This window comes from Pseudoalteromonas sp. ND6B, assembly GCF_000764215.1.
GTDB classification, from domain to species: Bacteria; Pseudomonadota; Gammaproteobacteria; order Enterobacterales; family Alteromonadaceae; genus Pseudoalteromonas; species Pseudoalteromonas tetraodonis.
In genome coordinates, this window is the sequence record NZ_JQFL01000008.1 from 26,351 (window position 1) to 51,461 (window position 25,111).

At 41.7% G+C, this 25,111-nt stretch carries 20 protein-coding genes; 4 read left to right on the forward strand and 16 right to left on the reverse strand.

What is annotated here, in order from left to right; all coding sequences use genetic code 11:
* Nucleotides 1-139 precede the first annotated feature (139 nt).
* Together ND6B_RS16675 and ND6B_RS16670 are read left to right on the forward strand one after the other, a co-directional pair.
* Nucleotides 140-667 (forward strand): helix-turn-helix transcriptional regulator, encoded by a 528-nt coding sequence (locus ND6B_RS16675; protein ID WP_033102658.1) that lies wholly within the window; start codon nucleotides 140-142, stop codon nucleotides 665-667.
* A gap of 126 nt (nucleotides 668-793) precedes the next feature.
* Nucleotides 794-1,024: a CsbD family protein gene (locus ND6B_RS16670; RefSeq protein WP_235420432.1), complete on the forward strand. Its 231-nt coding sequence runs from the start codon at nucleotides 794-796 to the stop codon at nucleotides 1,022-1,024.
* Between the two features lie 159 nt (nucleotides 1,025-1,183).
* On the opposite strand, the gene ND6B_RS16665 is transcribed toward ND6B_RS16670, so the two are convergent.
* From ND6B_RS16665 to ND6B_RS16615, 12 genes are all read right to left on the reverse strand, one after another.
* Nucleotides 1,184-9,952, reverse strand: a complete 8,769-nt coding sequence (locus ND6B_RS16665; protein WP_033102659.1) for a GH36-type glycosyl hydrolase domain-containing protein — start codon at nucleotides 9,950-9,952, stop codon at nucleotides 1,184-1,186.
* A gap of 278 nt (nucleotides 9,953-10,230) precedes the next feature.
* The gene (locus tag ND6B_RS16660) at nucleotides 10,231-10,962 is read right to left on the reverse strand and encodes a Crp/Fnr family transcriptional regulator (RefSeq protein WP_028835806.1); all 732 of its coding nucleotides are present in this window, start codon (nucleotides 10,960-10,962) and stop codon (nucleotides 10,231-10,233) included.
* A 291-nt stretch (nucleotides 10,963-11,253) separates the two neighbouring features.
* Nucleotides 11,254-12,141 (reverse strand): F0F1 ATP synthase subunit gamma, encoded by an 888-nt coding sequence (locus ND6B_RS16655; RefSeq protein WP_033102660.1) that lies wholly within the window; start codon nucleotides 12,139-12,141, stop codon nucleotides 11,254-11,256.
* Nucleotides 12,142-12,146: 5 nt separating this feature from the next.
* Complete coding sequence (locus ND6B_RS16650; RefSeq protein ID WP_033102661.1) at nucleotides 12,147-13,700, reverse strand: alternate F1F0 ATPase, F1 subunit alpha; 1,554 nt, start codon at nucleotides 13,698-13,700, stop codon at nucleotides 12,147-12,149.
* On the reverse strand, nucleotides 13,684-14,505 hold the full coding sequence (locus ND6B_RS16645) for a F0F1 ATP synthase subunit delta (RefSeq protein ID WP_033102662.1): 822 nt from the start codon (nucleotides 14,503-14,505) through the stop codon (nucleotides 13,684-13,686). The genes ND6B_RS16650 and ND6B_RS16645 overlap by 17 nt, the downstream gene beginning before the upstream one ends.
* Before the next feature lie 3 nt (nucleotides 14,506-14,508).
* Entirely contained in the window at nucleotides 14,509-14,790 is a 282-nt protein-coding gene (locus tag ND6B_RS16640) for a F0F1 ATP synthase subunit C (RefSeq protein WP_033102680.1), read from the reverse strand.
* A gap of 44 nt (nucleotides 14,791-14,834) precedes the next feature.
* Complete coding sequence (locus ND6B_RS16635) at nucleotides 14,835-15,530, reverse strand: F0F1 ATP synthase subunit A (RefSeq protein WP_033102663.1); 696 nt, start codon at nucleotides 15,528-15,530, stop codon at nucleotides 14,835-14,837.
* Entirely contained in the window at nucleotides 15,520-15,843 is a 324-nt protein-coding gene (locus tag ND6B_RS0118955; protein ID WP_051686703.1) for an ATP synthase subunit I, read from the reverse strand. Before ND6B_RS0118955 ends, ND6B_RS16635 begins: the two co-directional genes overlap by 11 nt.
* 4 nt (nucleotides 15,844-15,847) lie before the next feature.
* Nucleotides 15,848-16,177 carry an AtpZ/AtpI family protein gene (locus ND6B_RS16630; protein ID WP_033102664.1) on the reverse strand — a complete coding sequence of 110 codons (330 nt, stop codon included), beginning with the start codon at nucleotides 16,175-16,177 and terminating at the stop codon, nucleotides 15,848-15,850.
* 9 nt (nucleotides 16,178-16,186) lie between these two features.
* Nucleotides 16,187-16,591, reverse strand: a complete 405-nt coding sequence (locus ND6B_RS16625) for a F0F1 ATP synthase subunit epsilon (protein ID WP_028835814.1) — start codon at nucleotides 16,589-16,591, stop codon at nucleotides 16,187-16,189.
* A gap of 17 nt (nucleotides 16,592-16,608) precedes the next feature.
* Nucleotides 16,609-18,051, reverse strand: a complete 1,443-nt coding sequence (gene atpD, locus ND6B_RS16620; protein WP_081844630.1) for a F0F1 ATP synthase subunit beta — start codon at nucleotides 18,049-18,051, stop codon at nucleotides 16,609-16,611.
* A 55-nt stretch (nucleotides 18,052-18,106) separates the two neighbouring features.
* A complete protein-coding gene (locus ND6B_RS16615) occupies nucleotides 18,107-18,346 on the reverse strand; it encodes an SHOCT domain-containing protein (protein WP_235420433.1) in 240 nt (79 codons plus the stop codon).
* Nucleotides 18,347-18,677: 331 nt separating this feature from the next.
* Between ND6B_RS16615 and ND6B_RS16610 the strand changes: the two genes are divergently transcribed.
* Nucleotides 18,678-19,592 carry a M14 family metallopeptidase gene (locus ND6B_RS16610; RefSeq protein ID WP_024601173.1) on the forward strand — a complete coding sequence of 305 codons (915 nt, stop codon included), beginning with the start codon at nucleotides 18,678-18,680 and terminating at the stop codon, nucleotides 19,590-19,592.
* A gap of 51 nt (nucleotides 19,593-19,643) precedes the next feature.
* On the forward strand, nucleotides 19,644-20,051 hold the full coding sequence (locus tag ND6B_RS16605; protein WP_033102666.1) for a hypothetical protein: 408 nt from the start codon (nucleotides 19,644-19,646) through the stop codon (nucleotides 20,049-20,051).
* Nucleotides 20,052-20,095: 44 nt separating this feature from the next.
* Here ND6B_RS16605 and ccoG read toward each other — a convergent pair whose 3' ends face one another.
* From ccoG to ND6B_RS16585, 4 genes are all read right to left on the reverse strand, one after another.
* Nucleotides 20,096-21,478: a cytochrome c oxidase accessory protein CcoG gene (ccoG, locus tag ND6B_RS16600; RefSeq protein WP_033102667.1), complete on the reverse strand. Its 1,383-nt coding sequence runs from the start codon at nucleotides 21,476-21,478 to the stop codon at nucleotides 20,096-20,098.
* A 153-nt stretch (nucleotides 21,479-21,631) separates the two neighbouring features.
* Nucleotides 21,632-23,050 carry a sigma-54 interaction domain-containing protein gene (locus tag ND6B_RS16595; protein ID WP_033102668.1) on the reverse strand — a complete coding sequence of 473 codons (1,419 nt, stop codon included), beginning with the start codon at nucleotides 23,048-23,050 and terminating at the stop codon, nucleotides 21,632-21,634.
* A 55-nt stretch (nucleotides 23,051-23,105) separates the two neighbouring features.
* Nucleotides 23,106-24,407 (reverse strand): ABC1 kinase family protein, encoded by a 1,302-nt coding sequence (locus tag ND6B_RS16590; RefSeq protein ID WP_033102669.1) that lies wholly within the window; start codon nucleotides 24,405-24,407, stop codon nucleotides 23,106-23,108.
* Between the two features lie 64 nt (nucleotides 24,408-24,471).
* Nucleotides 24,472-25,026 (reverse strand): DUF1439 domain-containing protein, encoded by a 555-nt coding sequence (locus ND6B_RS16585; RefSeq protein ID WP_033102670.1) that lies wholly within the window; start codon nucleotides 25,024-25,026, stop codon nucleotides 24,472-24,474.
* Nucleotides 25,027-25,111: the final 85 nt, after the last annotated feature.

Consider the following 25,111-nt stretch of genomic DNA (forward strand, 5'->3'; position numbering starts at 1 on the left):
TAATTTTATAGAATCAACCATGACTTTTTTAGACGGTTAAATCATCAGGCAAACGCCTTAACGTACCCAAAAATAGCGAAAATTACGCTATGGTACATTTGTCCATTGTATTTATAAAGCATTGATAATAGAGGTTTTAATGAGAGACAAGTTAATAGCAGCCACCTTGTTAATAATAATGGTGCTAAACTTTTTTGATGTACTAACGGATATACATTTAGGCGTGCCGCAGTGGCATATTTTTTCTGAGGGCTTAATCGTTGTCATTTCTGCAGCCTGTGCTATTTACTTAATTAGCGATATTCGTGCGCGTACTGCCAATATTAATGCGCTGAAACAAGAATTAGTGCATTCAAAAAAAGAACTTAAAAACATATCACAGGCAATGATGGATGCGCGTCATGAATACAGTGGTGTTATTCAAACCCAATTTTCACAATGGACATTGACTCGCAGTGAGCAAGAAGTCGCGATGTTATTACTTAAAGGCTTAAGCTTTAAAGAAATAAGCGCACTAAGAAACACAAAAGAAAAAACCGTTCGCCAACAAGCGTCCGACATTTACAGCAAAGCCGATGTAGAAGGCCGACATGAATTTGCTGCATGGTTTTTAGAAGATTTTATGCAACAAAACCATTATCAACCACAAAGTACGGCCATAAATTAAACAACGTACGTTAGCGCACTGACAATAAATATCGCAGTGCTTATTGTTAAACTCTTACAAACAAAAAGTAGCTCTTTAGCACGATTTAAACATCAAGCTAATTGCTATTATTAAGGGAAGATAACAATGAAGCTACATCAACCACAAACGCATGTTAGTCATACACCACTGAAACACAAAAAAAGCTGGAAGGATCAAGTGGCTACTGCAAAATTTGCTTGGGGTTTACTCACTGAAAATGAACTCTTAAAAATTAATGGTCATCATCATAAGCTCGCGGCTTTAATTCAACAGCGGTATCAGATTTCTAGCGAAAAAGCGCAAAAACAGGTGCAGTACTTTTTTGATAACTATTAATTTAATAATTATTAATCATTACAACGTGTTAAACATCTTGCTTAACAAGCCTATATATTTTTTATAATACCTCTAAATGAAGTAGCTAGAGGTATTATTCATACATTTCCCCTGCTATTTAACCCACACTTATAACCTGTATGTAAGTTTTGCCATCGTTTATGTTTTTTCCAATTTAATAACAACGTTTAGCGCATGTGCTTTTTGATCTAACGGCGCGCGTATGAGGCCATCGCATAACGCGAGTAATTTGCCATCTAGTTCACCACTAATAACTTTTTTAGCAGCCCCCCCACTTTGATGAACGGTTATTGCATACTGGGTATTTTCAACATTAACCTTGGCCTCAAAATCGCTCCAATCACTTGGAATACACGGATTAACAATCAAAATGCTGCCTTCTCGGTAAATTCCTAAAATCCCCTCCATGGCGGCTCTGTACATCCAAGATGCGGCACCGGTATACCATGTCCACCCGCCTCGCCCACAATGAGGAGCAACAGAATACACATCGGCTGCAAGCACGTAGGGCTCAACTTTGTATTTGTATGCTTTTTCTTTATTAGATGAATAATTAATTGGGTTGAGCATACAAAACAAATCGTGCGCTTTATTGCCATACCCTAGTTGGGTATGTGCCAATATTAACCACATTGCAGCATGGCTATATTGGCCCCCGTTTTCACGAAGCCCCGCAGGGTAGCTTTTAATGTAGCCAGGGTCTGGTTGGCTATTTATAAATGGCGGTGTAAATAATAAAACCAGCGGCTCTTTATCCAAGGTTAAATGCTTATCAACCGCGGCCATCGCGGTTTTGCTACGCTTACTATTCGCCGCTTTAGATAACACCGCCCATGACTGCGCAATAGAATCAATTTTGCATTCTTTGTTTGGTTTTGCCCCAATCCAGCTACCATCGTCAAAACTAGCTCGTCGATACCATTGCCCATCCCAGGCGTGTACTTCAATATTGTGTTTTAAAGTATCAACATAATCTTCTAAATTAGCTGCACGCTGCATATTGGTGATTACAGGGGATGATTCATTAGCGGTTGAACTTTGCGACGTTGTCGGTTCATCCGCTCGCGCTTTTAATAAAGGTAAAAATAGCTCAATGGTACTTATCAAGAACCAGCCTAACCACACGCTTTCGCCTTTGCCTTTTGCCCCCACTCGGTTCATGCCATCATTCCAATCGCCAGTGCCAATAAGCGGTAAACCATGCTCACCTGTTTGCGCTATCCCGTGCTCGATTGAGCGCATACAATGCTCAAATAAACTTGCTGCGCTATCAGATGTTTTTGCTTGAAAATACGTTTCATGTTGTTCATCCGTTAGTATTGGGCCATCTATAAATGCAATTTTTTCATCTAAAATACTGTTATCGCCACTGGTTAATACATATTTTGCGGTTGTATACGCAAGCCATATTTTATCGTCACTAATACGCGTGCGCACACCTTGCCCAGAATGCGGTAACCACCAATGTTGTACATCACCTTGAATAAACTGACGCCCTGCTGCACGGATAATATGCGCCCGACTCAGTGCGGGCGATGCAAAAGTAAGTGCCAGTGAATCTTGTAATTGATCGCGAAATCCATACGCGCCACTTGATTGATAAAAAGCAGACCGCGCCCACATCCTACAGGCAATTGTTTGATACAACAGCCAGCCATTAAGCATGATATCCATTGCTCTATCGGGTGTTTTAACTTGCACAGCGTGTAACGTTTTATGCCAGTGTGAGGTGACTTCATCAAATACGCTATTTAAGTCTATTTTGCGATATCGACTGATCAATTCGCTTGCTTCTTGAGCTGATGCGCATTGACCAATAAAAGCAACAATTTCTTTTGACTCTCCAGGTGCTAATTCAATCACGCACTGCTGCGCTGTACAGGGGTCGTGACCCGCCCCTAACTTTTTAGATAGCGGCGTATTACACAGAAGTGCCGCAGGCGAACTCATGTTGCCATTACACCCTAAAAACTCAGTACGATCGCTTGTCCACTGGGTTTGCATAGCGTTTAAATCGGTAAAGGCCACGCGATTGCCAAACGCTGTATTCCACCGATTTTGTATAAAAATAGCGTTCGTTTTAGCATCAAGCTCACAGGTGATCGATGCCGCAGACTCACTTCGGTTAATACCCAGCACCCATTCGGTATAATGTGTAATACGTAAACGTCGTCGCGACGATGATTTATTGTGCAAGGTTAAGCGCGAAATTTTTATTGGATCATCCAGTGGCACATACTGTAATAATGATAAGGACAGTTTATCGGCTTGGTGTTCAAACCGACTATAACCAAACCCATGGTGAGTAATAAAAGCGTCTTGATTAGTAGCATGATGCTTTAAAGGCGATGCTGTCGCGGTAAATAACTCAAAGGTGTCTTCATCACGAATGTATATGGCTTCCCCTGAAGGGTTTGACACAGGATCGTTACTCCACGGGGTTAATTTGTTTTCGCGACTGTTTTCAGACCAAGTATACCCACCCCCTTCAGCTGCTACATGAAAACCAAACTGAGCATTAGCAATCACATTTATCCACGGCGCAGGGGTCGATAACCCTGATTTTAAAATAATGGTATATTGGCGACCATCATCCGAAAAACCACCAATCCCATTAAAAAATTCCAAACTATTTTTTAATAATGTCAGTAATACTTCCCCCGATACATTAGTGCTTGAAGAGGCGAGTTTTAACCCTGGATGAGCTTGCCTATTCCATACATGAGGCTTGGGAATAAAAGCCAGTTGTTCGGCGATTGTTCCTCGATGCGCAATTAGCACCACTCTGGCAATTGATTTTAATAACTCAGCGGCCTGCACTGTAATTAAATCCGCACGTAAAATATGGACCGTGCCTTGTACTGATTGAGTATCAAAGCCTGCGTTAAAATTATCACTGGGCTGAATACTTCGTACTGCGGTTTCTAATACTGTTTGTAGTTCTTGTCTGTAGGAACCTACATGTTCGTTAATAATTACAATATCAACATGAAGGCATTTCATCCGCCAGTATTCTTGAGCACGCAGTAATTGTTTAACCTGCGGGATATCTTGCACATCATCAATATGCATCAATACAATTGGTAAATCACCGGAAACGGAATAAGTCCAGAGCATTGATTGACTCTCGACCCCTCGCTGAATAACAGCCTCGGGCGCTCTAAAACGTAAATCTGCATATAAAATCGGTGCCGATAAATGCTGAAAATCTGCCGCCTCCGATGCACTAATAGCAAAATGCCTCAGTTGAACTTGCGCTTGAGTCCAGGCTAACGTTTTTGCACGTTCATATGCATTTCGATCATGATGACGGTCAATTAAATCAATTAACTGCGCTTTAGAAGAAGCGACCATCGTCCAAAATGCAACGCGAACAACGTCTCCACTTTTAACATGTACGCGACAACGCAGTGAAAAAATAGGATCAAGCACAGTGCCCACTGAATTAGACAACGCTTTACTGGCGTATTCATACTCATTTATAGCGCTGTTTTTTGCTGTTTGCCGTGCGCCATGATGTGTAAGTGCCGTGGCGTCGGCCAATGTATTACCTCGACCAATAAATAGTGCTCTGTCGGTTTCATATTGCACTGGCTCACACACTTCGCCCTCAACAACAGCAAAATGTGCCACCCAAATTTCAGGTTCGTGTTCTTCGCGTGTACGTCGGGTGGCAATTAACGCATTGTATTGTTCTAGATATTCGGTTTGCACAAACATTTTGTTAAATGCCGGGTGTGCATTATCTGCTTTAGCGCTACTTAGTACTAATTCAAAATAGGAGGTTAACTCTATATCACGTTCATTATGGCCATTATTATTTAATGATACACGCCGCACTTCGCTGTCATCTTCACCAGAGACTAAAATGTCGGTGATGGTGGTAAAAGATGCATCATGATGTATAAATTGTGCGTGGTCTTCTGCAAATTCTGCACTAGTATGATGCCCTTCACAGCCAAGCGGTTGAGCGCCATTCGTCCATAACTTACCGCTGTTAATATCTTTTAAAAAAATAAAACTGCCGTAATTATTACAAGTCACATCCTCTTGCCAGCGCGTAATGGCAGTATCGCGCCAATGACTATACCCTGCACCGGTTGGCGTTAACATCACACTATAATGACCATTAGATAAAATATGCGTCATAGGTGGCCCCTGTTCTGCAGTATTTAAATACCGCACTTTGGGCGTGTTTGAGTTAAGTAATGAAGACGATACGTTTACTTTTTCAGCGCGCGGATGACTGGTTGATACGTCCCTTGGCACCCGCTCTTGCAATAATAACTCACAGGCTTTGATCATTGGCTCTTGATGAAAACGCTGTCTAAATTGGCTGTTATTTAAGGTATTAGCGATAGACACTATGGTCATGCCTTGATGATGAGCCATATAGCTTTTAACTAGCGCGAATGTACTTTCTAACGGCAACCTTGAGGGGGTAAAATCTAGCGCTTCATAAAAACCAAAACGCGCACAGGCGCCCATCTCATTTAAACGCTTAAAATTATCAACTGCCGCTTGTGGATTGACCATGGCAGCTAACCCGGTTGCATAAGGTGCAATCACGGTGTTATCTGCCAAGCCCCGTTTTAAACCCAGCCCTGGTACGCCAAAATTTGAATATTGATAGGTAAATTCAATATCTCGTGCGTTATACCCCGACTCAGAGATACCCCAAGGAATGCCTAACTTATCTGCATACTCTTGCTGGCATTTTACAATTAATTGGTTTGTTTGCGCTAATAAACTACCCGCTGGTGCACGCATAATTAACGAAGGCATTAAATATTCAAACATAGAGCCAGACCACGAAATAAGCGCGGAGCCTTTGCCCATTGGCGTGGATGTACGCCCCAGTCTAAACCAGTGTTTGGTGGCAATATCGCCTTTGGCAATAGCGAATAAACTCGCTAAACGTGCTTCTGAGGCTAATAAATCATAACAGCTGGTTTCTAGTGAGTTTTCAGTTAACGAAAAACCAATCGCTAGTAGCTTTCGCTGCGGGTCAACCAAAAAGCTAAAGTCCATGGCCATGGCCATTGTTCTGGCTGCATTACTGAGGGTTGTTATTCGTGTATTAAGCTCATTCGTTTGTTGCTCACAAAGTGCATTATCAATTTGTTGCTGCATCAGTAGATTACTTAAAGCGTTAAGCCAATAAAATAAATCTATGGGTGCTTCAGCTGCAGCTTTGTGATGTTTTTCCTGTTTAATTTGCCCTGATAACTCAACGGCTAAATGAGTGGCTTGATGAGTTAAGGTGATTAATGATGGTAACTCTGACTCGAGGGTTTGCGCGCTCACTATGGCGTTTTCTATATCATCAATCAATGTCATTAACTGCGTTTTAAGATCAGGGTCTGCTAATGCGCCAACCTGCGAAGCCTGCGGCTCTGTTGGCATTATTAGTTTATTAGAGATAAGTGCTTGGCGTGCCAGTTGAATATTATCGAGTAATCCAGCACGTATATAGTCACTTGCAGGCGTTACTTTTAGTTCATCGCAACTATTGGCCAAGGTGATTAAGTGCCCAGCCAAATTACCACTGTCTACTGATGAAACATACTCTGGTAAAAGCGGCATTAATGTTTGCGTATCGTACCAATTAAACAAATGGCCTTTGTGTTTAATCAGTTTATGCAGTGTGATAAAGGTCGCTTCTAGTCGCTCGATTGTCTCTACTAGCCCTGCCCAGCCAAAATCACGCGCGGCAATACACGATAATAAATAAAGCCCAATATTGGTCGGCGAGGTTCTATGAGCAATAACCGCTTTTGGTTGTTCTTGAAAGTTATCGGGCGGCAGCATGTTGTCAGAGACGCTCACGAAGGTTTCAAAATAACGCCATGTTCGTCGCGCGGTATGGCGCAATAGGGTTTCATTTTCGCTTAATTTTTTAATGTGTATTAACGCTGGAGCTCGACTTACCCAATAAGCAATTGCAGGCGCCAAAAACCATGTAATAGCAAAAGGCAGCGCTATCACCCAAATTGCAGGATTAAGTATCAGTACTCCACTCAAAATTACCGTTACCATTAATAGGCTGGGCAACATGGTGCGATAAAACCCCCAAAATCCTAGCCGTGACTCACTGCTGCAATGTGCAGCGGTGGTCCACTCAAGGCAATTTTTGTGGGTGATTAATAAACGCGATAAGCTACGCATAATTGCATCAATGGTTCGCCAACTCTGATCGGCTAAAAATACTATAGATAAAAGTGTTTGGTTTAATGCCAGTTGTAAATCTTCTAACCATCGGCGTAAATGGCTTTGTGGATCAATACCTGAATGATGGGGAATAATTGAAAATAAACAAAAAATAAATGATGGAATTGCAATACTGCTAAGTAATAACATGGTACTTATCATAGCTAAAGGGAATGGCAGCAGCCAACATAATCCAAATGCGAGTATCGTTGCGGGTGCGACGAGTGAGCGACGTAGGTTATCAACAAGTTTTAATCGTCCTAAATAATTAACCGCTCTTTTATCGGAAAATTTACTAAAAATCCAAGGCAATAATTGCCAATCGCCACGTATCCACCGGTGCTGACGTTTTTGCGCTTCATCGTAACGGGCAGGAAACTCCTCAACAACTTCAATATCAGAAACCAACCCTGCTCGCGCAAAAATGCCCTCAAATAAATCATGGCTAAGCATGGTATTTTCAGCCACGCGGTTACCCTGTGTGGCATTAAAGGTATCGACATCGTAAATGCCTTTACCGGTAAATGACCCCTCGCCAAATAAATCTTGATACACATCGGATACCGCCGCCGTATATGGGTCAATGCCACCGGGGGCTGAAAATGTACGCTGATAAATAGACCCTTCGCTACCAATTGAGAGTGAAGGAGTCACCCGTGGCTGTAAAATACCGTAACCGGCCACTACACGTTGCTTATTGCTATCAAACCGAGGGCGGTTTAATGGGTGAGCCATTTTACCAATTAGCCTTAATGCACTTTCGCGAGGTAATCGGGTATCCCCATCGAGTGTGATCACATAGCGCACTCCTTCGGGGACATTTGGCTGTACGCCATTAACCGCAATATAACTAGTATCGGTTGCCCCGCGTAATAAGCGGTTTAGCTCTTGAAGCTTGCCACGTTTTCGCTCCCACCCCATCCATGTATTTTCTTGCGCATTAAATAAACGCTTGCGATGTAACAGTAAAAACCGCGCACTGTTTTCTCCCTTGGTGTATTGCTCATTTAACGCCTTTATTTTATTGCTTACTAAGGTGAGTAAAACCTCATCGCTAGCTAGGCTTTGTTGCTCGGCATCTAAGCCATCGGTGAGTAATGCAAAACTCACATCACCCTCAATACCGCTTAAATAATGCACTTCTAAGCGCTCTATTTGTTCAAGTAATTGCGCTTTGTTGGTTAGCAAGGTGGGGATCACTATTAATGTGCGCAGTGAGCTTGGCACACCCGATTTAAGCGCTAACGCAGGTAGTGTCATTGAGCCAAATTGCCACGTGACTAAGCGATTAACAATGGTAGTGGCGGCCTCGGTTGCCGGAATAAACCCAATGACAAACCATAAAATCAATTGTGTTGTGCTAAGCGTTAAAAATTCAGCATATAAAAATACGCTAGAGAGGATTACCAGTGCAAGCCCTGCCACTGATGCGATATAACCGGTTACTCCTAATCGAAGATGTAGGCGGCGCATAAACAAGCGTATGGTTGGCTTATAGTCTATTGATTTTTCAAAGCTTAGCCGGCCTTCTCCGATTAAATAGTTACCGGGCTCTTGTATACGCGTACGTTCTATTTGTTGCTCTTCGCCTAAACAATCGCTAGGGGTAGCTGCACTTTGTTTAGCCATTTCAATGACTCGTTTAGCAATTTCAACTTCATCATAGTTGCATCCACGTGCAAGTTGTTCAACGGCACTTCGATAAAGGCTGCGCGTAGCAAAATCCATGGCACTAAATAGCGTATTTTGATTCAACTGTTGATCAACTAAACTCACCGCTTCAAATAAATCCGCCCAATCAATATCAGAGATCAAACGCATACTGGTGATCACATTGCGTATACTGACGTTAGAAGCACCTTGGCGCTGCTGTTCAAGCTTAACAATTTTGTCTATTGTTAGCTGCTGCTTTGACAAACGCAGTGTTAACCATTCAAGTGCAGGGGTTGTTTTTGGGTCTTGATCTCGTAACCGTTTTGCAAGTTGTGATGCAAATACTAATGAGAGGGGTTGGGTTGAGCGGTTTTGTATTTCGGCTTGAAACGTTGCTTGTGTACTTTGCGTCTCTAATAATGTTTGTGTTAGCCGATCAGCTTCTTCTCGTTGCGCTCTACCGAATGAAATTTGATCGGCTAATCTACGCAGGTTTTCAATTAAAACAATCCGCAGGGTGATTGCCACAGCCCATAATTCACCAATGGTTAATGGTTGCACCTTTTGATAGGCACGAATAAAGCGGATCAGACTCTCTTGTTCAACTAAGCTATCGGTATGGGCTACATAAGCCCAAGCTAAACCAAACACACGTGGGTAGCCCTTAAATGGGCCGTTCAATAGTTTAGGAAGTTGGCGGTAGTAATGCGCGGGTAAGTCGTCGCGAACTTCGCGTATTTGCTGCTCTACAAGGTGGTAATTATCCAATAACCATTCTGCAGCAGGCACGACAACACTGCCTCGTGCTATCTCTGCGGCGCTATCTTGATACGCATTTAATAGAGCAGTCGCGTTTTCATCAACCCGTTTGCGCAAACACATGACCCTAGGAGCATGCTTGGCAACTTGCTGTGCTTTTGCCAAACTGGTTGCGTGTTTTTCAAGACGCTCTACCCCAAATAATTCTTCTCGAACTGGATCTGTGCTGCTCCAAAGAGGGTCACACTTTTTACGCCTAAATATTAAATCCAATATAGATTGCATAATACTCTTACCCTGAGTGCATTTATGATATTTTTATAAAAACAATGTGTTACGCCAAAAAAATCGGCTCATATAAACAGTCTTGCTTGATGAGTGATTAGCAGCGTAAATCGAGGAGTAAGATGCTAGCTTACGTATTCCATCCTATCGGTTTGAGTGACAAACAGTCTGTTCGATAGCATACATAGTCATGCAAATTAAGGAGAGTGATGCCAAGACGGCGAAAGGCCTAAACTAAAGTTAGGCCTTTAAATAAATTAGAATTTAAAAAAGGAGAGTTAGGGGTTTTTCATATAAGGCAGTAAACGGTCGGTCTCTGTTTTTACTACTTCATAGCATTCGCAGCTTAGCTCTTCTAGCCTTTTCCTATTAAGTACCGTGATATGACCTCGCTGATAATGAATTACGCCTAGTTTTTGTAATTTTCCTGCTGCTTCGGTTACCCCTTCGCGACGCACACCTAACATGTTAGCAATAAGTTCTTGGGTCATGGTTAGGTGATTATCAGGTAAGCGATCTAAAGAGAGTAACAGCCAACGACAAAGCTGCTGATCAATTGAATGATGGCGATTACATACTGCTGTTTGCGCCATTTGAGTGATCAGTGATTGAGTATAACGCAGCATAAGATCGAGTAATTTACCATGGCGGTTAAATTCTTCAGTTAATCGACACCCTTTAAGCCGATAAGCACTGCCAGCACTTTGTACGATGGCTCGACTAGAAGTACTCCCGCCTCCCATAAATAATGCAATGCCGATAACACCTTCATTACCCACTACGGATATCTCTGCTGAGGAGCCGTTTTCCATCACGTACAACAAAGATACAATTGCATCGATAGGAAAATACACATGGGCGAGCTTATTTCCAGGCTCGTATAACACCTTGCCCAAAGGTAACGGGACTATTTCTATGTATGGAAAGATCCTCTCTTGCACATCTTGTGGCAAGGCAGCCAATAAATGATTTTTTAAATACGTGTCGGTTGTATGGGGTAGCTCATGCATGATCTTATATTCCTTGAGATCAAAACGCATCTCCTTTAAGGGCAAACTGTATTGTTATGTAAAATAACCGTTATACAGCTCACTTAAATTTTGTTTAAAACGAGTAACAACACAGTTGCTGTATTATCTTCGCTTTATGATTGCAGCATAAAACTATTTACTGCTTTTCTCGGTTTAATAAAACGAGTCAATTAAGCAGTGCTTTTATAACCATTATTGCCCTCCTTTAACGCTGCTCGCTTTTTAACCACATTGCAAGCTTTTTATATTTAATAAGTAGCTAGTCGTTGGCTATCCATTAGGATTTGATTTTTTTAGTGCTAAAAAACTGGCGACAATATCAAATAGCTCTTCATCAATACTCGATTGACGTAAGCGATTATAGGTTTGACTTAATCTTTCTTTTAATTCTTCTATGTTGGTTTGTGCTCGTTGCATTGCGGCTAACCGGCTACTGTTTTCGCTTGCTAATGATTCAGCGCAGGCGCGGTACAAACTTACAAATAGATACTCTCTAATTAGGCAACGAAACGTGTATTGGTGATTAGGTAAAGTTTGCGGTAAGTTATTTGTTGGCCAGTGCACGTTGGCTAAATTTGTTTGCCAACTTTGCTGTATGGGTAACAGCTGTTCGCACACAGGCTGATAAAGTGCGCCCTTTTGTGGGTGATGATGGCACACATAAACATGCCCCAATTCGCCCTGTTCGCGTAATGCATCTATTTGCATCAATATTTGCCCCACCAGCACACTAACAGTATCAATGGTATTTGGTAAGCTAAAGTTACTTTTCACATTAAGCTTTGCCTGAATTAACCGCGCTTGAACACGCTCGCCTACAGTAAAGAGTATTTTTTCACCGTGAATCGTTTTGAGCTTTTTAACTACAAACTCACTCATTATATCGTTAAATTGGCCAACCAACCCTTGATCTGAACCAAACACAATAACACCCGTTAATAAACATGGGACTTTATTGTCGGTCGTATTATTTGGCTGTTTTAGTAAACATGCTGTTAAACCCAGTAGGACCGTACGGTAATAATCATCTAATGCGGCAACGGCATTTTCGTACTGACTAATATTTGATGACGCCATGGTTTTCATGCTGCGAACAACTCCACCTAAGTCATCCGCATTGGTTATTTTATGGCGAAGACTAACCATGTTCTCACTCATAATGGTTACCCATCCTCGTGTGAAGATTTAGTAGCGCTGAAATCACTCAGCACCTCTTTGGCAAGGCTTACTATTAAGGCCAGATCAGTGTCTTTTATAGACTCAGTACTGCTTAGGCGAGCAGCCACCTCATGGGGTAAATCCACGACCGCGTTCGCGACTAACATTTGCGCTTTGGCCATCTGCACTAAAGAAATAGCATCAAATAAATTATTTTTTAATGCCAGTAAAATGGCAACTTGCGCAAGCATGCTCACATGAGTAAATTCACTTTGTATTAAACAGGCTCGAATGCGTAACCCATGTTCAATAATTTTTTGCGTATCATCATCAAGACGAGCGCCAAAACGCGCAAAGTTCTCAAGCTCTTCAAACTGGGCATAAGCAAGTTTTAGCTCGCCCGCCACACGTTGGTATACTTTTTTTTGTGCTTTGGCCCCTACACGAGAGACTGACTTAGAAACATCAATGGCGGGCAATACCCCTAGTTCAAATAACGTGGGCGATAAATATATTTGCCCATCCGTAATCGATATTAAGTTAGTAGGGATATAGGCGGAAATATCCTGCTCTTGAGTTTCTATGATCGGCAAAGCCGTTAATGACCCCCCTCCTAAAGAGGCACACAAATGTGTAGAGCGCTCTAATAAACGTGAATGTATGTAAAAAATATCACCCGGAAAAGCTTCTCGCCCGGGGGGGCGCCCTAATAATAAAGACAGCTCTCGGTAAGCTCGGGCATGATGAGTTAAATCATCATAAACAATTAATACATCTCGTCCTTGATTCATAAAATACTCAGCCACACTCGTAGCTGCATATGGGGCAATATAAGCCAGGCCTGGCGGTGCATTGCCTTGGGTAACCATGACGATGGTATACGCTAACGCATCGTGCTTTTTGAGCTGAGCAATCACTTTGGCAACCCCCGACGCTCGTTGACCGATTGCACAATAAACGCAAATAACATTTTGGCCTTTTTGATTCAAAATAGTATCGAGTGCAATCGCTGTTTTACCGGTTTGTCGGTCTCCTAAAATAAGCTCTCTTTGGCCCAAGCCAATAGGAATAAGTGCATCAATTACTTTAATCCCTGTTTGCAATGGCATGGTTACCGGCGCACGCTCCATAATCGCCGCAGATGGATGCTCTATTGGGTAACGCTGCTCAGCAGCTAAACTTTCTTTACCATCTAAAACCTCACCAAGAGGATTAATAATACGACCAATTAAGCTCTCACCTACTGGTACATCAACCACACGCATTGCACGATTAACTTCATCACCGGCTTTTAAGTGCCAGTAATCGCCTAATAGCACGGCATCAACACTATGCTCGTCAATGTTAAAAGCAATACCTACAATCCCTTTGGGAAACAGTAATACTTCTTCAAAACCGACATTCGGTAGGCCTGAAATTTTTGCAACGCCGGTTGCAATACTCACAATGGTGCCAATTTCATTAATTTGCAGTGCTTGAGAGGATGAGTGGCGCACATGTTTTAGTGCAGCAAAAGCCTCATCAAACGAGCCATTTAGCCAATTATGTATGGGGTTCATTTGATTTTTTCTCAGAGGCAGAAACATCAGCGTTATTTGATGGCTTATGATGACTCGTCGTTTGGGATAAGCCTTGCTCGATATTTTTAACCATCGCATTAAGATACTCTTCTATGCTCCATGCAATTTTATAACCCTGAGCGGCCAGCTCAATACCGCACAGTAACTCAGAGTCGTCCACGAATTGTATGACAAGAGAGTTATTATTAAAGCGCGCTTTCAGTGCTTTAGTTAATCGTGATTTTTGCTCTGCTGGCAGTACAAAAGCGGTTTTAATCACCATTGGCTGCTCTAAAGCAGTGAAAGTATCGAATAGAGGTTCATCTGATGATATTAAATGCTCAATAAACAAACGCGTTATTTGTGTTTCCAATGTGTCATTGGCTATTTCAGCCAGTACCTTACGAGCAATAGCAAATACTTCATGTTGAGTGCGCAAAACAAGTGTTTGCTTTAAGTTAGCTTGTTCATTTTTAAGCGCGTTAGTTTGCCTATCACGCTGCGCTTTAACTTGCGCTTGCATTTTAGTTAACAGCTCAGTGCGCTGCGTGTTTATCTCTTGCGTTAACTGCGCTAAACGCTCTGTGCGTTGTTGCTCAAACAGCGTGTTTTTATTAACGTAATCATCAAAAATGTCTTCTGCTTGTTGTTTTTTATTACTGGCATTATTGAGCTCTTTAGCAATATGCTGCTCTCTGGCATCAAGCGCGTTGAGGATCGGTTGATATAAAAAGCGTTTTAGTAATGCAATGAGAATCAAAAAGTTGATAACTTGTGCGGTCACCGTGAACCAGTCAATTAACATCGCTTATTGCCCAGCGACTTGAGTAATTGCAAAACTCCAAAACGGATTGGCAAACAGTAAAATCATCGCGACCACAAAACAGTAAATTGCGGTTGACTCAATCATAGCTAACCCGACAAATAAGGTACGCGTTATTGTTGGCGATGCGTCAGGTTGCTGTGCCAGTGCAGAAAGAGCAACCGCAACGGCTTTACCTTCACCAAGAGAAGGACCTAAAACCCCAAGGGCAATGGTTAAGCCCGCTGTTACAATAGAAACAACGGCAATTAAAGTTAAACTATCCATATTACAATCCTCATTATTTGATAAATAAACACCGCTTTTAAACATCATGTTTTGGGTGGCGGTTGTGCTTTAGCAGGCTGTTTACGTATTGCCGCACTAATGTAAACACTGGCTAAAATAAAAAAGATATAGGCTTGAACTATGCCCATCAGTAACCCTAAGGCGGTCATAACAATGGGAAATAACAAAGGCGTAACGCTAAGTAAAATAGCAACGATCATCGCGCCACTCATCATATTGCCAAATAAACGAACGGCTAATGCCAAAGTGCGCGACACCTCACTAATAATATTAAAGGGCAGCATAATGAATGTTGGTTTGATATAACTACGAAAGTATTTACGTATTCCGCGTTGCCGGATCCCAAAAAACGGCACCGATACAAAAACAAACAAGGCTAGAGCAACTGTACTTGATAAAGACCCAGTTGGTGGCTCAAACCCAGGAATAATGGTGCATAATGCAGACATCGCAATAAATAAAAATAAGGTGCCTAAAAAGCCGATATATTTACGCGCATCTTTTAACCCCACCTCTTCTATTTGTTTTATGATTACGAGCACCACTATTTCTACTATATTTTGCCAATGAGCGCGCTGCATTCCCATAGATAGTTTTCGGGTGATGATTACCGAGCCCATAACTAAAATCAGCATCACCGCCCATGTAAACACAAGCGTTGCATTGAGCTTAATAAAGCCCATTTGCCAATAAATGATTTGATCCGGACTAAGGCGCATAGCGAATATTATTTTTAGCCGGTTGGCTAGACTGTAAATGCACTATAAAACCCGTTGCAATGATTCGAATAGCAATAAAGCCCAGCAGCAGTGCACTTAATCTAAGCCAGCTACTATCTAACATTAAGTAAATACCTAAAACAACGGTGCTTGATCTGATTGCAAAGCTACATGCAAAAAGTAACACGGGGTATTTACTTGTCGGTAATTTGACTAAGGTCCACCATAATCCACTAAAAAAAACGATGCCTAATAATGCGCCACTTAAAAGCGCCGTTAATAATTCAAACAAGACACTGCTTAAATAAATCATGCTGTTAGCTATCCTTATGGTCATGAATATGTTTGTTCTCTTTATCTAACCAACGCCAAGCATTAAAGCAGCCTATGCATAAGCCAACCACGAGTAGAATAAGTGTCCAGTAATGTTCACTGGGGTAGCGTTCATCAATCCAAAGCCCTATTGCAATGCCTACCATAGTAGGCAAAACCACCGACCAACCAATTAATCCCATCATGCCCAAACCAGACCACACGGTTTTAGACACATAATCTTGGACATTGATTTTACGTATAGCAACTTTTCTGATTTGCCGAGTGAACGTTGATGTAGGGCGATTATTTTTGGTACATTTTTTGTTGTTCACGCGAGCGCCTTATTTTTGATTAAACGTGGTTAATCCGCGAATGAATCGGCTTTCCATTTTTGCCAAAACCCTGCTTAATATTTTTTCTTGTTCGTTTTGCTGTAAAAACTGTTTATTAACAGCACGTCGTAGCTGATGTAAATCCAAACCAGTCACAGCATTTCGAACTGAAATAAACACACGGTTGCCTGTTTTAACCAACATGCCTTCATCAATTGCAATGTATATATGCTGCGTATCATTAAGCTCACACTCTAATATGCTCGCCGATAACGCCATCACACAATCAAGCCGGTTGGCTAATATGCCAAAGGCACCGTAGCGGGTCATGGCGACAATATGTTTAACCTCAGCATGCTGCGCAAAGACTTTGTATGGCAACAATATTTTCAATGACATACTTGATGAGAACATTTTGATCACCTCTAATTTTAGTGTTTTACCTTTTTAAGTGCTTCATCAATCTTGCCAATCATGTAAAGCGCACTCTCGGGATACTCTTTAAATTCATCGTTTAAAATACGCTCACAGCCATCTAGAGCATCGTCAAGAGAAACTGACTTACCAGGTACACCTGTAAATTGCTCTGTTGTAAAAAAAGGCTGGGTTAAAAAGCGTTCAAGTTTACGAGCACGATCAACTATATTGCGATCGTCCACAGACAGCTGCTCTATTCCGAGCATAGCTATAATGTCTTTAAGTTCAGCGTATTGTGCTAAGGTCTGCCGTATTTTTTGCGCTATGCCATAATGCTTTTTGCCAATGGTACTTACCGCCGCCATTTTAGAGCTCGACTGCAAAGGCTCGATTGCGGGGAACAGCCCTTCACTTGCACGTTGGCGCGATAACACAATAGATGCGGATAAATGAGAAAAAGTATGGACGGCAGCCGGATCAGTAAAGTCATCTGCGGGGACATACACAGCCTGAATTGAGGTAATAGCCCCACTCCCCGTATTTGCTATTCGCTCTTCGAGTTGCGACAGCTCTGTCCCCATTGTGGGTTGATACCCTAATCGAGCTGGCATCTGTCCTAATAGTCCTGAAACTTCCATCCCTGCTTGAATAAACCTAAATATGTTATCCATAAGCAATAACACATCGCGATGCTCATCATCACGAAAGTACTCCGCCATGGTTAACGCCGCATGCCCTACTCGAAATCGGGCTCCGGGCGGCTCATTCATTTGGCCAAATACCATAATCATGTTTTGTAAAACCCCAGCCTCTTTCATTTCACGGTAGAGTTCTTCGCCTTCACGGCAACGTTCGCCAATCCCACAAAATAGGCTTACACCATTATACTGACCGACCATATTGTGTATCATTTCAGTCAGCAGTACGGTTTTACCAACGCCAGCACCACCAAATAAGCCCGCTTTTCCGCCACGCTCTAAAGGCATTAAAACATCAATAATTTTAATACCCGTTTCAAATATTTCTGTTTTAGTTGAACGCTCAGCTAAAGCGGGAGGTAAGTTATGCACACTGCGCCATTGGGTGTCATCTGGCAAAGCCGCGCCACCATCAATAGGGTTACCAAATACATCAAACATCCGCGATAAGGTTTTTTTTCCTACGGGTGTTGTGAGTGTTTTTCCCGTATTTAATACCGACATGCCACGGGCTAAGCCTTGTGTGGGTGTCAGTGCAATACCGCGTACTCGCCAAGCGGTTAATTGCGAGAATACCTCAACGGCAATTTCATTCTCTTTACCACAGCGCAAAAGAGTACGAATTGCTGGCAAGTGATATTCAAAATGAATATCAATCACGCTGCCACGCACAGACACAATTTTACCGGTGCCCTGTTCAAGGTGATTAGCAAGCTCTGTACTACTTTGCTCGGTGTGTTTTACAGAAGAGCCTGTCATTGCGTCGATCTCCATATACATAAAAACAGATTGCGTGTGCTAATTTACCGTATCGCTAATCGGTACTGAGTTCCGCCTTAATACGCAGGTATTCATCATGGTCAATATCGCCTTGTGCATAGCGTTCTTTAACTATCTCTAACGCGGTTTTATGCTGTTGTAAAACAGCGCGTTTATTTGAGCGATAGCTATATCCCCAATGGCCAATAGTTGAGATAAGTAGAAAAAAGATCCCAAACCATAAAAACCAACCCCAACCAAAGTACCAATCATTCCAATAACCATGTGACATCATAAGTAACCTCTTGGATGAAATGCAGCACGATAAAAATCAACGTACTATAGTGTATAGATAAATAATGTAGGCTCTTAAAAATACGGCGTCTGTTCGCTAGCGAACGTTTGTGAGGTTTTTTAAAAAATAGCGATGACTAATGACGAACAACTCGCCTTTTTGTGCTGGTAATACAGCAGATTGAAGATTTTAGAAAAGAGTAATTTATTTTGTAACTCAACGGATTAACTTGCGCACTATTTTAGTCAGCGTTAAGCTGCTTCTTTATTAGAACAATTATATTTAAACGCACATTTAGAGTTATTAAATATATTCAGAGCAAAGGCTTACTATGAATAACAGTACCTACCCTATTGGCAACCCTGGTGAAAAGTGGAATAACAATCATAAACTCCAATGGCTTGAAGCCCAGAAAATTAAACGTAGCTATAACGATGAAGTATTAACGCTAATTAATGAGCTAAAAGATACGCTTATTGTAGAGCAATATGGTGAACTTAATTATGCTCAAAACAGTTACCCTTTGTTTGCATTAAAAACCCAACACTTTGATAAAAATAAACACACAGTGCTAATCACTGGTGGCGTACATGGCTACGAAACCAGCGGAGTACACGGTGCGTTAAGGTTTGCAAAAACATTGGCAACTCAATACGCAGAGAAATTTAATCTGGTGATTACTCCCTGCATTAGCCCATGGGGTTATGAAACAATAAACCGCTGGAATCCAGAGGCAATTGATCCAAACCGTTCTTTTTATGAAGGCAGCCCAGCGCAAGAATCTGCATTGGTAATGAATTATGTGCAATCTTTAAATACTGATTTAATCGCGCATATCGATTTGCATGAAACCACTGATTCAGATAACAGTGAATTTCGCCCTGCACTTGCAGCGCGCGAAGGTAAAGTAAATACTAATTGGAATATTCCAGACGGTTTTTATTTAGTCGCTGACAGCAACAAACCAGAGCCTGCTTTTCAAAAAGCTATTATTGAATGTGTTGAAAAGGTCACACACATCGCTCCAAGCGATGAAAATAAACAATTAATTGGTGTACCTCAAGAACAATTTGGGGTAATAAACTATGCAGCAAAAGAGTTAGGTTTATGCATGGGGTTATCTGATGCAACCTACGTTACAACCACGGAAGTTTACCCAGATAGTGCAACGGCCAACCCTGAAGAGTGCATATTAGCGCAAGTTGCGGCAATTTCGGGGGCGTTGGACTACATTATTAATAAGTAATAGTTATGGTATTCATCAGCACATAGTAAGGTGCAGACAAAGGAGCGGCTATTGGAATTTAAAAATAATTACGGCAGTTACAGTTTTTATGTTGAGGGTAATATTGTTATTGCGCAATTTAAAGGCAACTTAAACCCTGAGTTATTAAATCACTTTAAAGCCGCTCTGTTAGACACCATTGCAACGTTTAAACATCAACCTTGGGGCTATATTAGCCACTCGCCCGACGTTGTGGCCGCCACCCCTGACGCTGAAAAAAATATGATCGATGTTAGCCAAACAATGGGGATAAATAATTGCATAATGAGTGCCTTTATACTCACCTCTCCCATAGCCATAAGGCAACTACAACGTATTATGCACAGCTCAGGCCGTGACGCTCATTTGCAAGAATGCTTGTTTGATGACTTGCCAAGCGCTAAGGCATTTATAAAAAGTCAGCTTACCTCAGCCGAGTAAATCAATTACACGACCGAGGTATAGTCAACGAAAAACCAAATGGGCTAGTTTTTATAAAACTGACTCTCTTTAGTAATTGAAATGCTATTGTCCTCTTGTGCGGTAATTTTAAACTGCAGCTTACTCACCTTCGTGGGTATATCATATCCATCGGCAGTAACCGTTACAGGAACACTTTTCATCAACCCTGGCTCTACCAACACAGCGTTAGGACTTTGCAAGCTCGCACCTTCTAACCCACTAATTGAAATAGAATAATGCAAAGGTTGCTGCGTTTTGTTAATGATGGTGAGTGTATAAGGGTTTTCTACTAACCCTTCATAATTTACCCGATACAGTGCGTTTCTGTCTCTTAGGACTGAGGCTTCGATAGGCGTACGTTGTAGCATCCAAGCAAACATAGAAATAATTAACAGCGCAGTTAAAGCGCCATAGCCCACTAACTTGAGCCTAAATGGATTAGTTTTTTGCCCCGCCATTTGCTTTTCACTGGCGTATTTAATTAAGCCTTTTTCGTAGCCAAACTTATCCATGGTATCGTCACAGGCATCAATACATAAGCCACAGTTAATACATTCATATTGCAGTCCATTGCGAATATCAATCCCAGCAGGACATACTTCAACACATAAGTTACAGTCTACACAGTCACCTAAATTAAGCGCTTTAGGATCGGCTTTACGTTTACGTGGACCGCGGTTTTCACCTCGTTCGCTATCGTAAGTAACCACCAGCGTGTCTTTATCAAACATCACTGATTGAAAGCGCGAATACGGACACGCCACTGTACACATTTTTTCTCGTAAAAAACCTGCGTTGCCATAGGTACAAAATGCAAATAAAAACACCCAAAAACTGGTGATCCCAGACCATTCAAAATTAACCATTTCTAGGTATAAGGTTTTAGCTGGAATAAAATACGCTAAAAAAGAAGTGGCAGTTAAGAGTGAAATAACCAGCCATGCACTGTGCTTAGTAATTTTTTTACGCCACTTGGTAATATCCCATGGGCTTTTATCAAGCTTAATACGCTGGTTACGCGTCCCCTCAATACGTTGTTCCACCCAAGAGAACATCAACATCCAAATTGTTTGCGGGCAAGTATAGCCGCACCACACACGGCCAAGCCAATTGGTCACAAAAAATAACGCAAACGCCCCCACCATAAATAGCATGGCGAGAATCATAAAGTCTTGAGGTAGTAAGGTTAGGCCAAAAATAGTAAACTTTTGGGTGGCAACATCCAATAAAACCGCTTGCTGACCGTTATATTGAATCCAAGGAATGGCGATAAAGCTGAGCATTAGCAACCAACCTAAATTACGGCGTATACGCTGAAAAAACCCTTTTTGCTCGCGTATATAAATTGGCCCTTCTTCTTTGTAGGGCTTAATGATCATGTCTTCTTCTTTAATATCAAACTTCATGTTACTTACTTAATAGTGACGGGTATTAAGTACGATTTTGCAACTTTCAGACCACAGTGAAAGTTAATTTAACTTATTGATATTAAATGATTATACACATAACACCAAAGCGAAAATTCGCGATATTTAACGAAATACACGATATATCGCGAGTTAACGAGTACGATGCACTGCTAATTTTCGCATTTTTGAGCGAAGCGTACTCTCTGGTAAGCCCAACTTATTTGCCGCGCCTTGTTCGCCTGCAATTTTCCAGTTACATAACATCAGTACGGAGATAATATGCTGCCTTTGCGCCTCATCCAGTGTAAGCGTTGGGTTAACAGCACTCGCATCACCGGCTTTTAGCGGCTGACTTAACTGCAGTGTGGGTTGTGTAGATAAAATAGCTTCTCTCTCTAACACGTTTTGCAGCTCTCTGATATTGCCGGGCCAGTCATAGGCTTGTAGTTGCCTAATAGCTTTGTTACTTAACCCCTGCAATTGCTTACCTAGCCGCTTGTTTATTTGCACAATTAAGTTTTGACATAAATAAGGTATATCTTCTTTTCGCTCTTTTAGTGCTGGCACTTTGATAGGAAACACGTTTAAACGATAATATAAGTCCATTCTAAACTGCCCTGCTTGTACCATTTCCCACAAGTTACGATTGGTTGCAGCAATGATACGAATATCAACTTTTAGGGTTTGGCTGCCCCCTACTCGCTCAAATTCGCGCTCTTGTAATACTCGTAATAATTTACTTTGTGACTCTAACGGCAGCTCTGCCACTTCATCTAAAAATAAAGTGCCCTTATCAGCAAGTTCAAAACGCCCTTTACGTCGCTCACTTGCGCCGGTAAACGAGCCTCGTTCGTGTCCAAACAACTCCGATTCTAATAAGCTAGGGGTAAACGCCGCACAATTAACTTTTATAAACGCCTGCTCATTGCGCTTGCTTAATCTATGTAAGTTACGTGCCACCAGCTCTTTGCCAGTACCGTTTTCACCAAGTATCAACACCGTACTGTCGGTTTCGCTCACTAACTGTATTTGCTGCAACATACGTTGAAATACATCACTGCGCCCTACTAGCCCTGAGTCTTGCCAATCTTGATTTAGCTCGGCAGTAAGGTAGTCGTTTTCATCTTTGAGCTGCTCGCTTAAATGCTTTACTTGCGCTAAAGCATCTTGGAGCGCGGTTTGGGTTCGCTGCTGCGCTGATATATCGCGAAAAACGGCTACGGCTCCGATAAGCTGGCTATTTTTATAAACGGGCGTTGAGGTATATTCAACAGCAAAGGCGCTGCCATCTTTACGCCAAAATACTTCGTTTTTAACCTCGCGGCGTTTACCATCAAACATGGTGCAGTAAATTTGGCATTCATCGGCAGGGTAAGGCGTGCCATCTGCATGACTGTGATGATGATATTGATGTATTTTTTTACCCAGCAATTCATCGGCTGTCCAACCCGTCATTCGCTCTGCCGCTGGATTTACAAACACCGCATTACCAGATAAATCAAATCCGTATATGCCCTCACCTACCGCATTAAGTAATAAAGTAGGATCGTTTAAAAAGTTTTTTATCATTGCAGACCTCGCGAAATATCGCGAGTATTATGCCAACTCTCTCCTGCTTTAGCACCTAGTAATGGCTAAATAATGCCTTAATATCTATTTTTGCTTCTAGCCGTGCTGCAATTAAATACAAGCCCGCTAGCTTACGGTGAATAAACAACGCATCAACAGGAGGCGTATGCCATTGCTGCGACTGTGCACTTAACTGCAAGCCAGCATCTTTAATATTGCTAGCAAGCGCGCTGTTTTTAAAATCAAACTCGCCGTGATAACGCAGTGGCTCGCAGGCCATTAAAAATAAATCAATCACTTTTTCTTTGTAATTGTCTTTGAGCGAATCTTTAAAATAGCCAATATCGGTGGCGGCATTGAGCACCCCCTCACGATCGTTATTACTACCAGCTTTAAATAAAGCTAGATAGGCATTACTTAGTGCTGGGGTAATTTCTCGTGTGGCACCAAAGTCAAATAATACTATTTTTTGTGATTCAGGTTGGTAATGAAAATTTGCAAAGTTAGGGTCGGTTTGGATTAAATTAAAGACAAACATTTCTTTAAAAAATAAATCAATCAGTTGCTCAGCAACCCGACTTCGCTCTGATTGTGGTAAATATGTAATGCCCTCTATAGACTTGGCATCTACATACTCCATAGTTAGCACTTGCGCAGTACTGTGCTGGGGATACACGCTAGGGACTTTGAAATGCGCGTTATCTGCTAACAGGTTTTTGTAACGTGCTAAATACTCAGCTTCTCGAGTGTAGTCGGCCTCGGCTAATAGCTGTGCTTTGGCTTCTGCCACTAAGGGTTTAATATCCAGCTCTTTAGGTAATAACCGCGATAAGGTAAGTAAAGTGATCACGTTATCTACGTCACTCACTACACTTTTTTCGATTCCAGGGTATTGAATTTTAACTGCCAGCTGCGCGCCATTTTCTTTAAAAGCTAAATGAACCTGGCCAATGGACGCCGCCGCAAACGGCCTGAGCTCAATATGAGAAAAACGCGATAACCAATCCTCTCCCCACTGCTCTTTTAAAACACTAACCAGTTGCTTATGTGGCATCGGGTTAGCATCGGAGCGCAGTAAAGACAGCAATTGAGCAAGTTCGGGAGTTAATAAGTCGCCCGCATCCATTGAAAGCAGCTGCCCAAGCTTCATTGCCGCACCGCGCAGGTGTGAGAGTTGAGTGGCTAGGTTTTCAATATTTTTAGGCTGAAGCAATAAGCTTTTATTATCCCAGCCTTTACCAGAAAGCGCACTTTTAGCCCCGCCCACTAACATATTCGTGGCGACGCCAGTGGCTAATGAGCCTAACTTTGCAAAACGTGAAAGTCGAGATGTGGGAACGGATCGCTCATTAGCCATAATTAACCTAATCTATTAATAATAAGGTCAACTAATACGTTTTATTACGCCTATTGGATCTAAATTATAACCGAGGGACTAGCTTAATAGCGCCTTCTACTACTTTTAAATCTAAAGGTAAATTACTTAATAATGCCATTTTAGGATCGTTCATATTTAACTTATAAACAGGATTAACGGCTAAAAAGGCATTCATTACACCCATGGCCTCGTTATCCAGCACTTCTAAATTACCTTTAAAGCCACCGGCATCAATGCTTGAGTCGCGTAACTTAACATTACGTAAAAATACCGCTTTTTTCTCGCTGTCATAAAAAGGGGTGCCCTGTATTTGCAGCTTTAAGCGCACTGGGTACTTTAATGCAAAAGCATTAATCTCGGCGCTCGAATCAGCACCTAGTAGGACATAGTCACTATTATCTGGGCCAATATTAACGCTTAAATCATTCACATCAAACTGCACAGGTAAGCCCATCAGGCTAACTTTTTCACTTAATTTAGGTAACTCTTTATTTAGTAACGACTCAACCTCTGAATTTGTAAATGAATAAACCGAAATACCCTGCGTACTGTTACAGGCAGTTAAAAATAGTAATGAAATAAAAACAAAAATTTTCATGCAAAACCCTATTGGTTAATCGTATAGGCAGTAAGTAACCATAATAAAAAGCCGCTTTAATAGCGGCTTTTTCATTTTAGTTGAT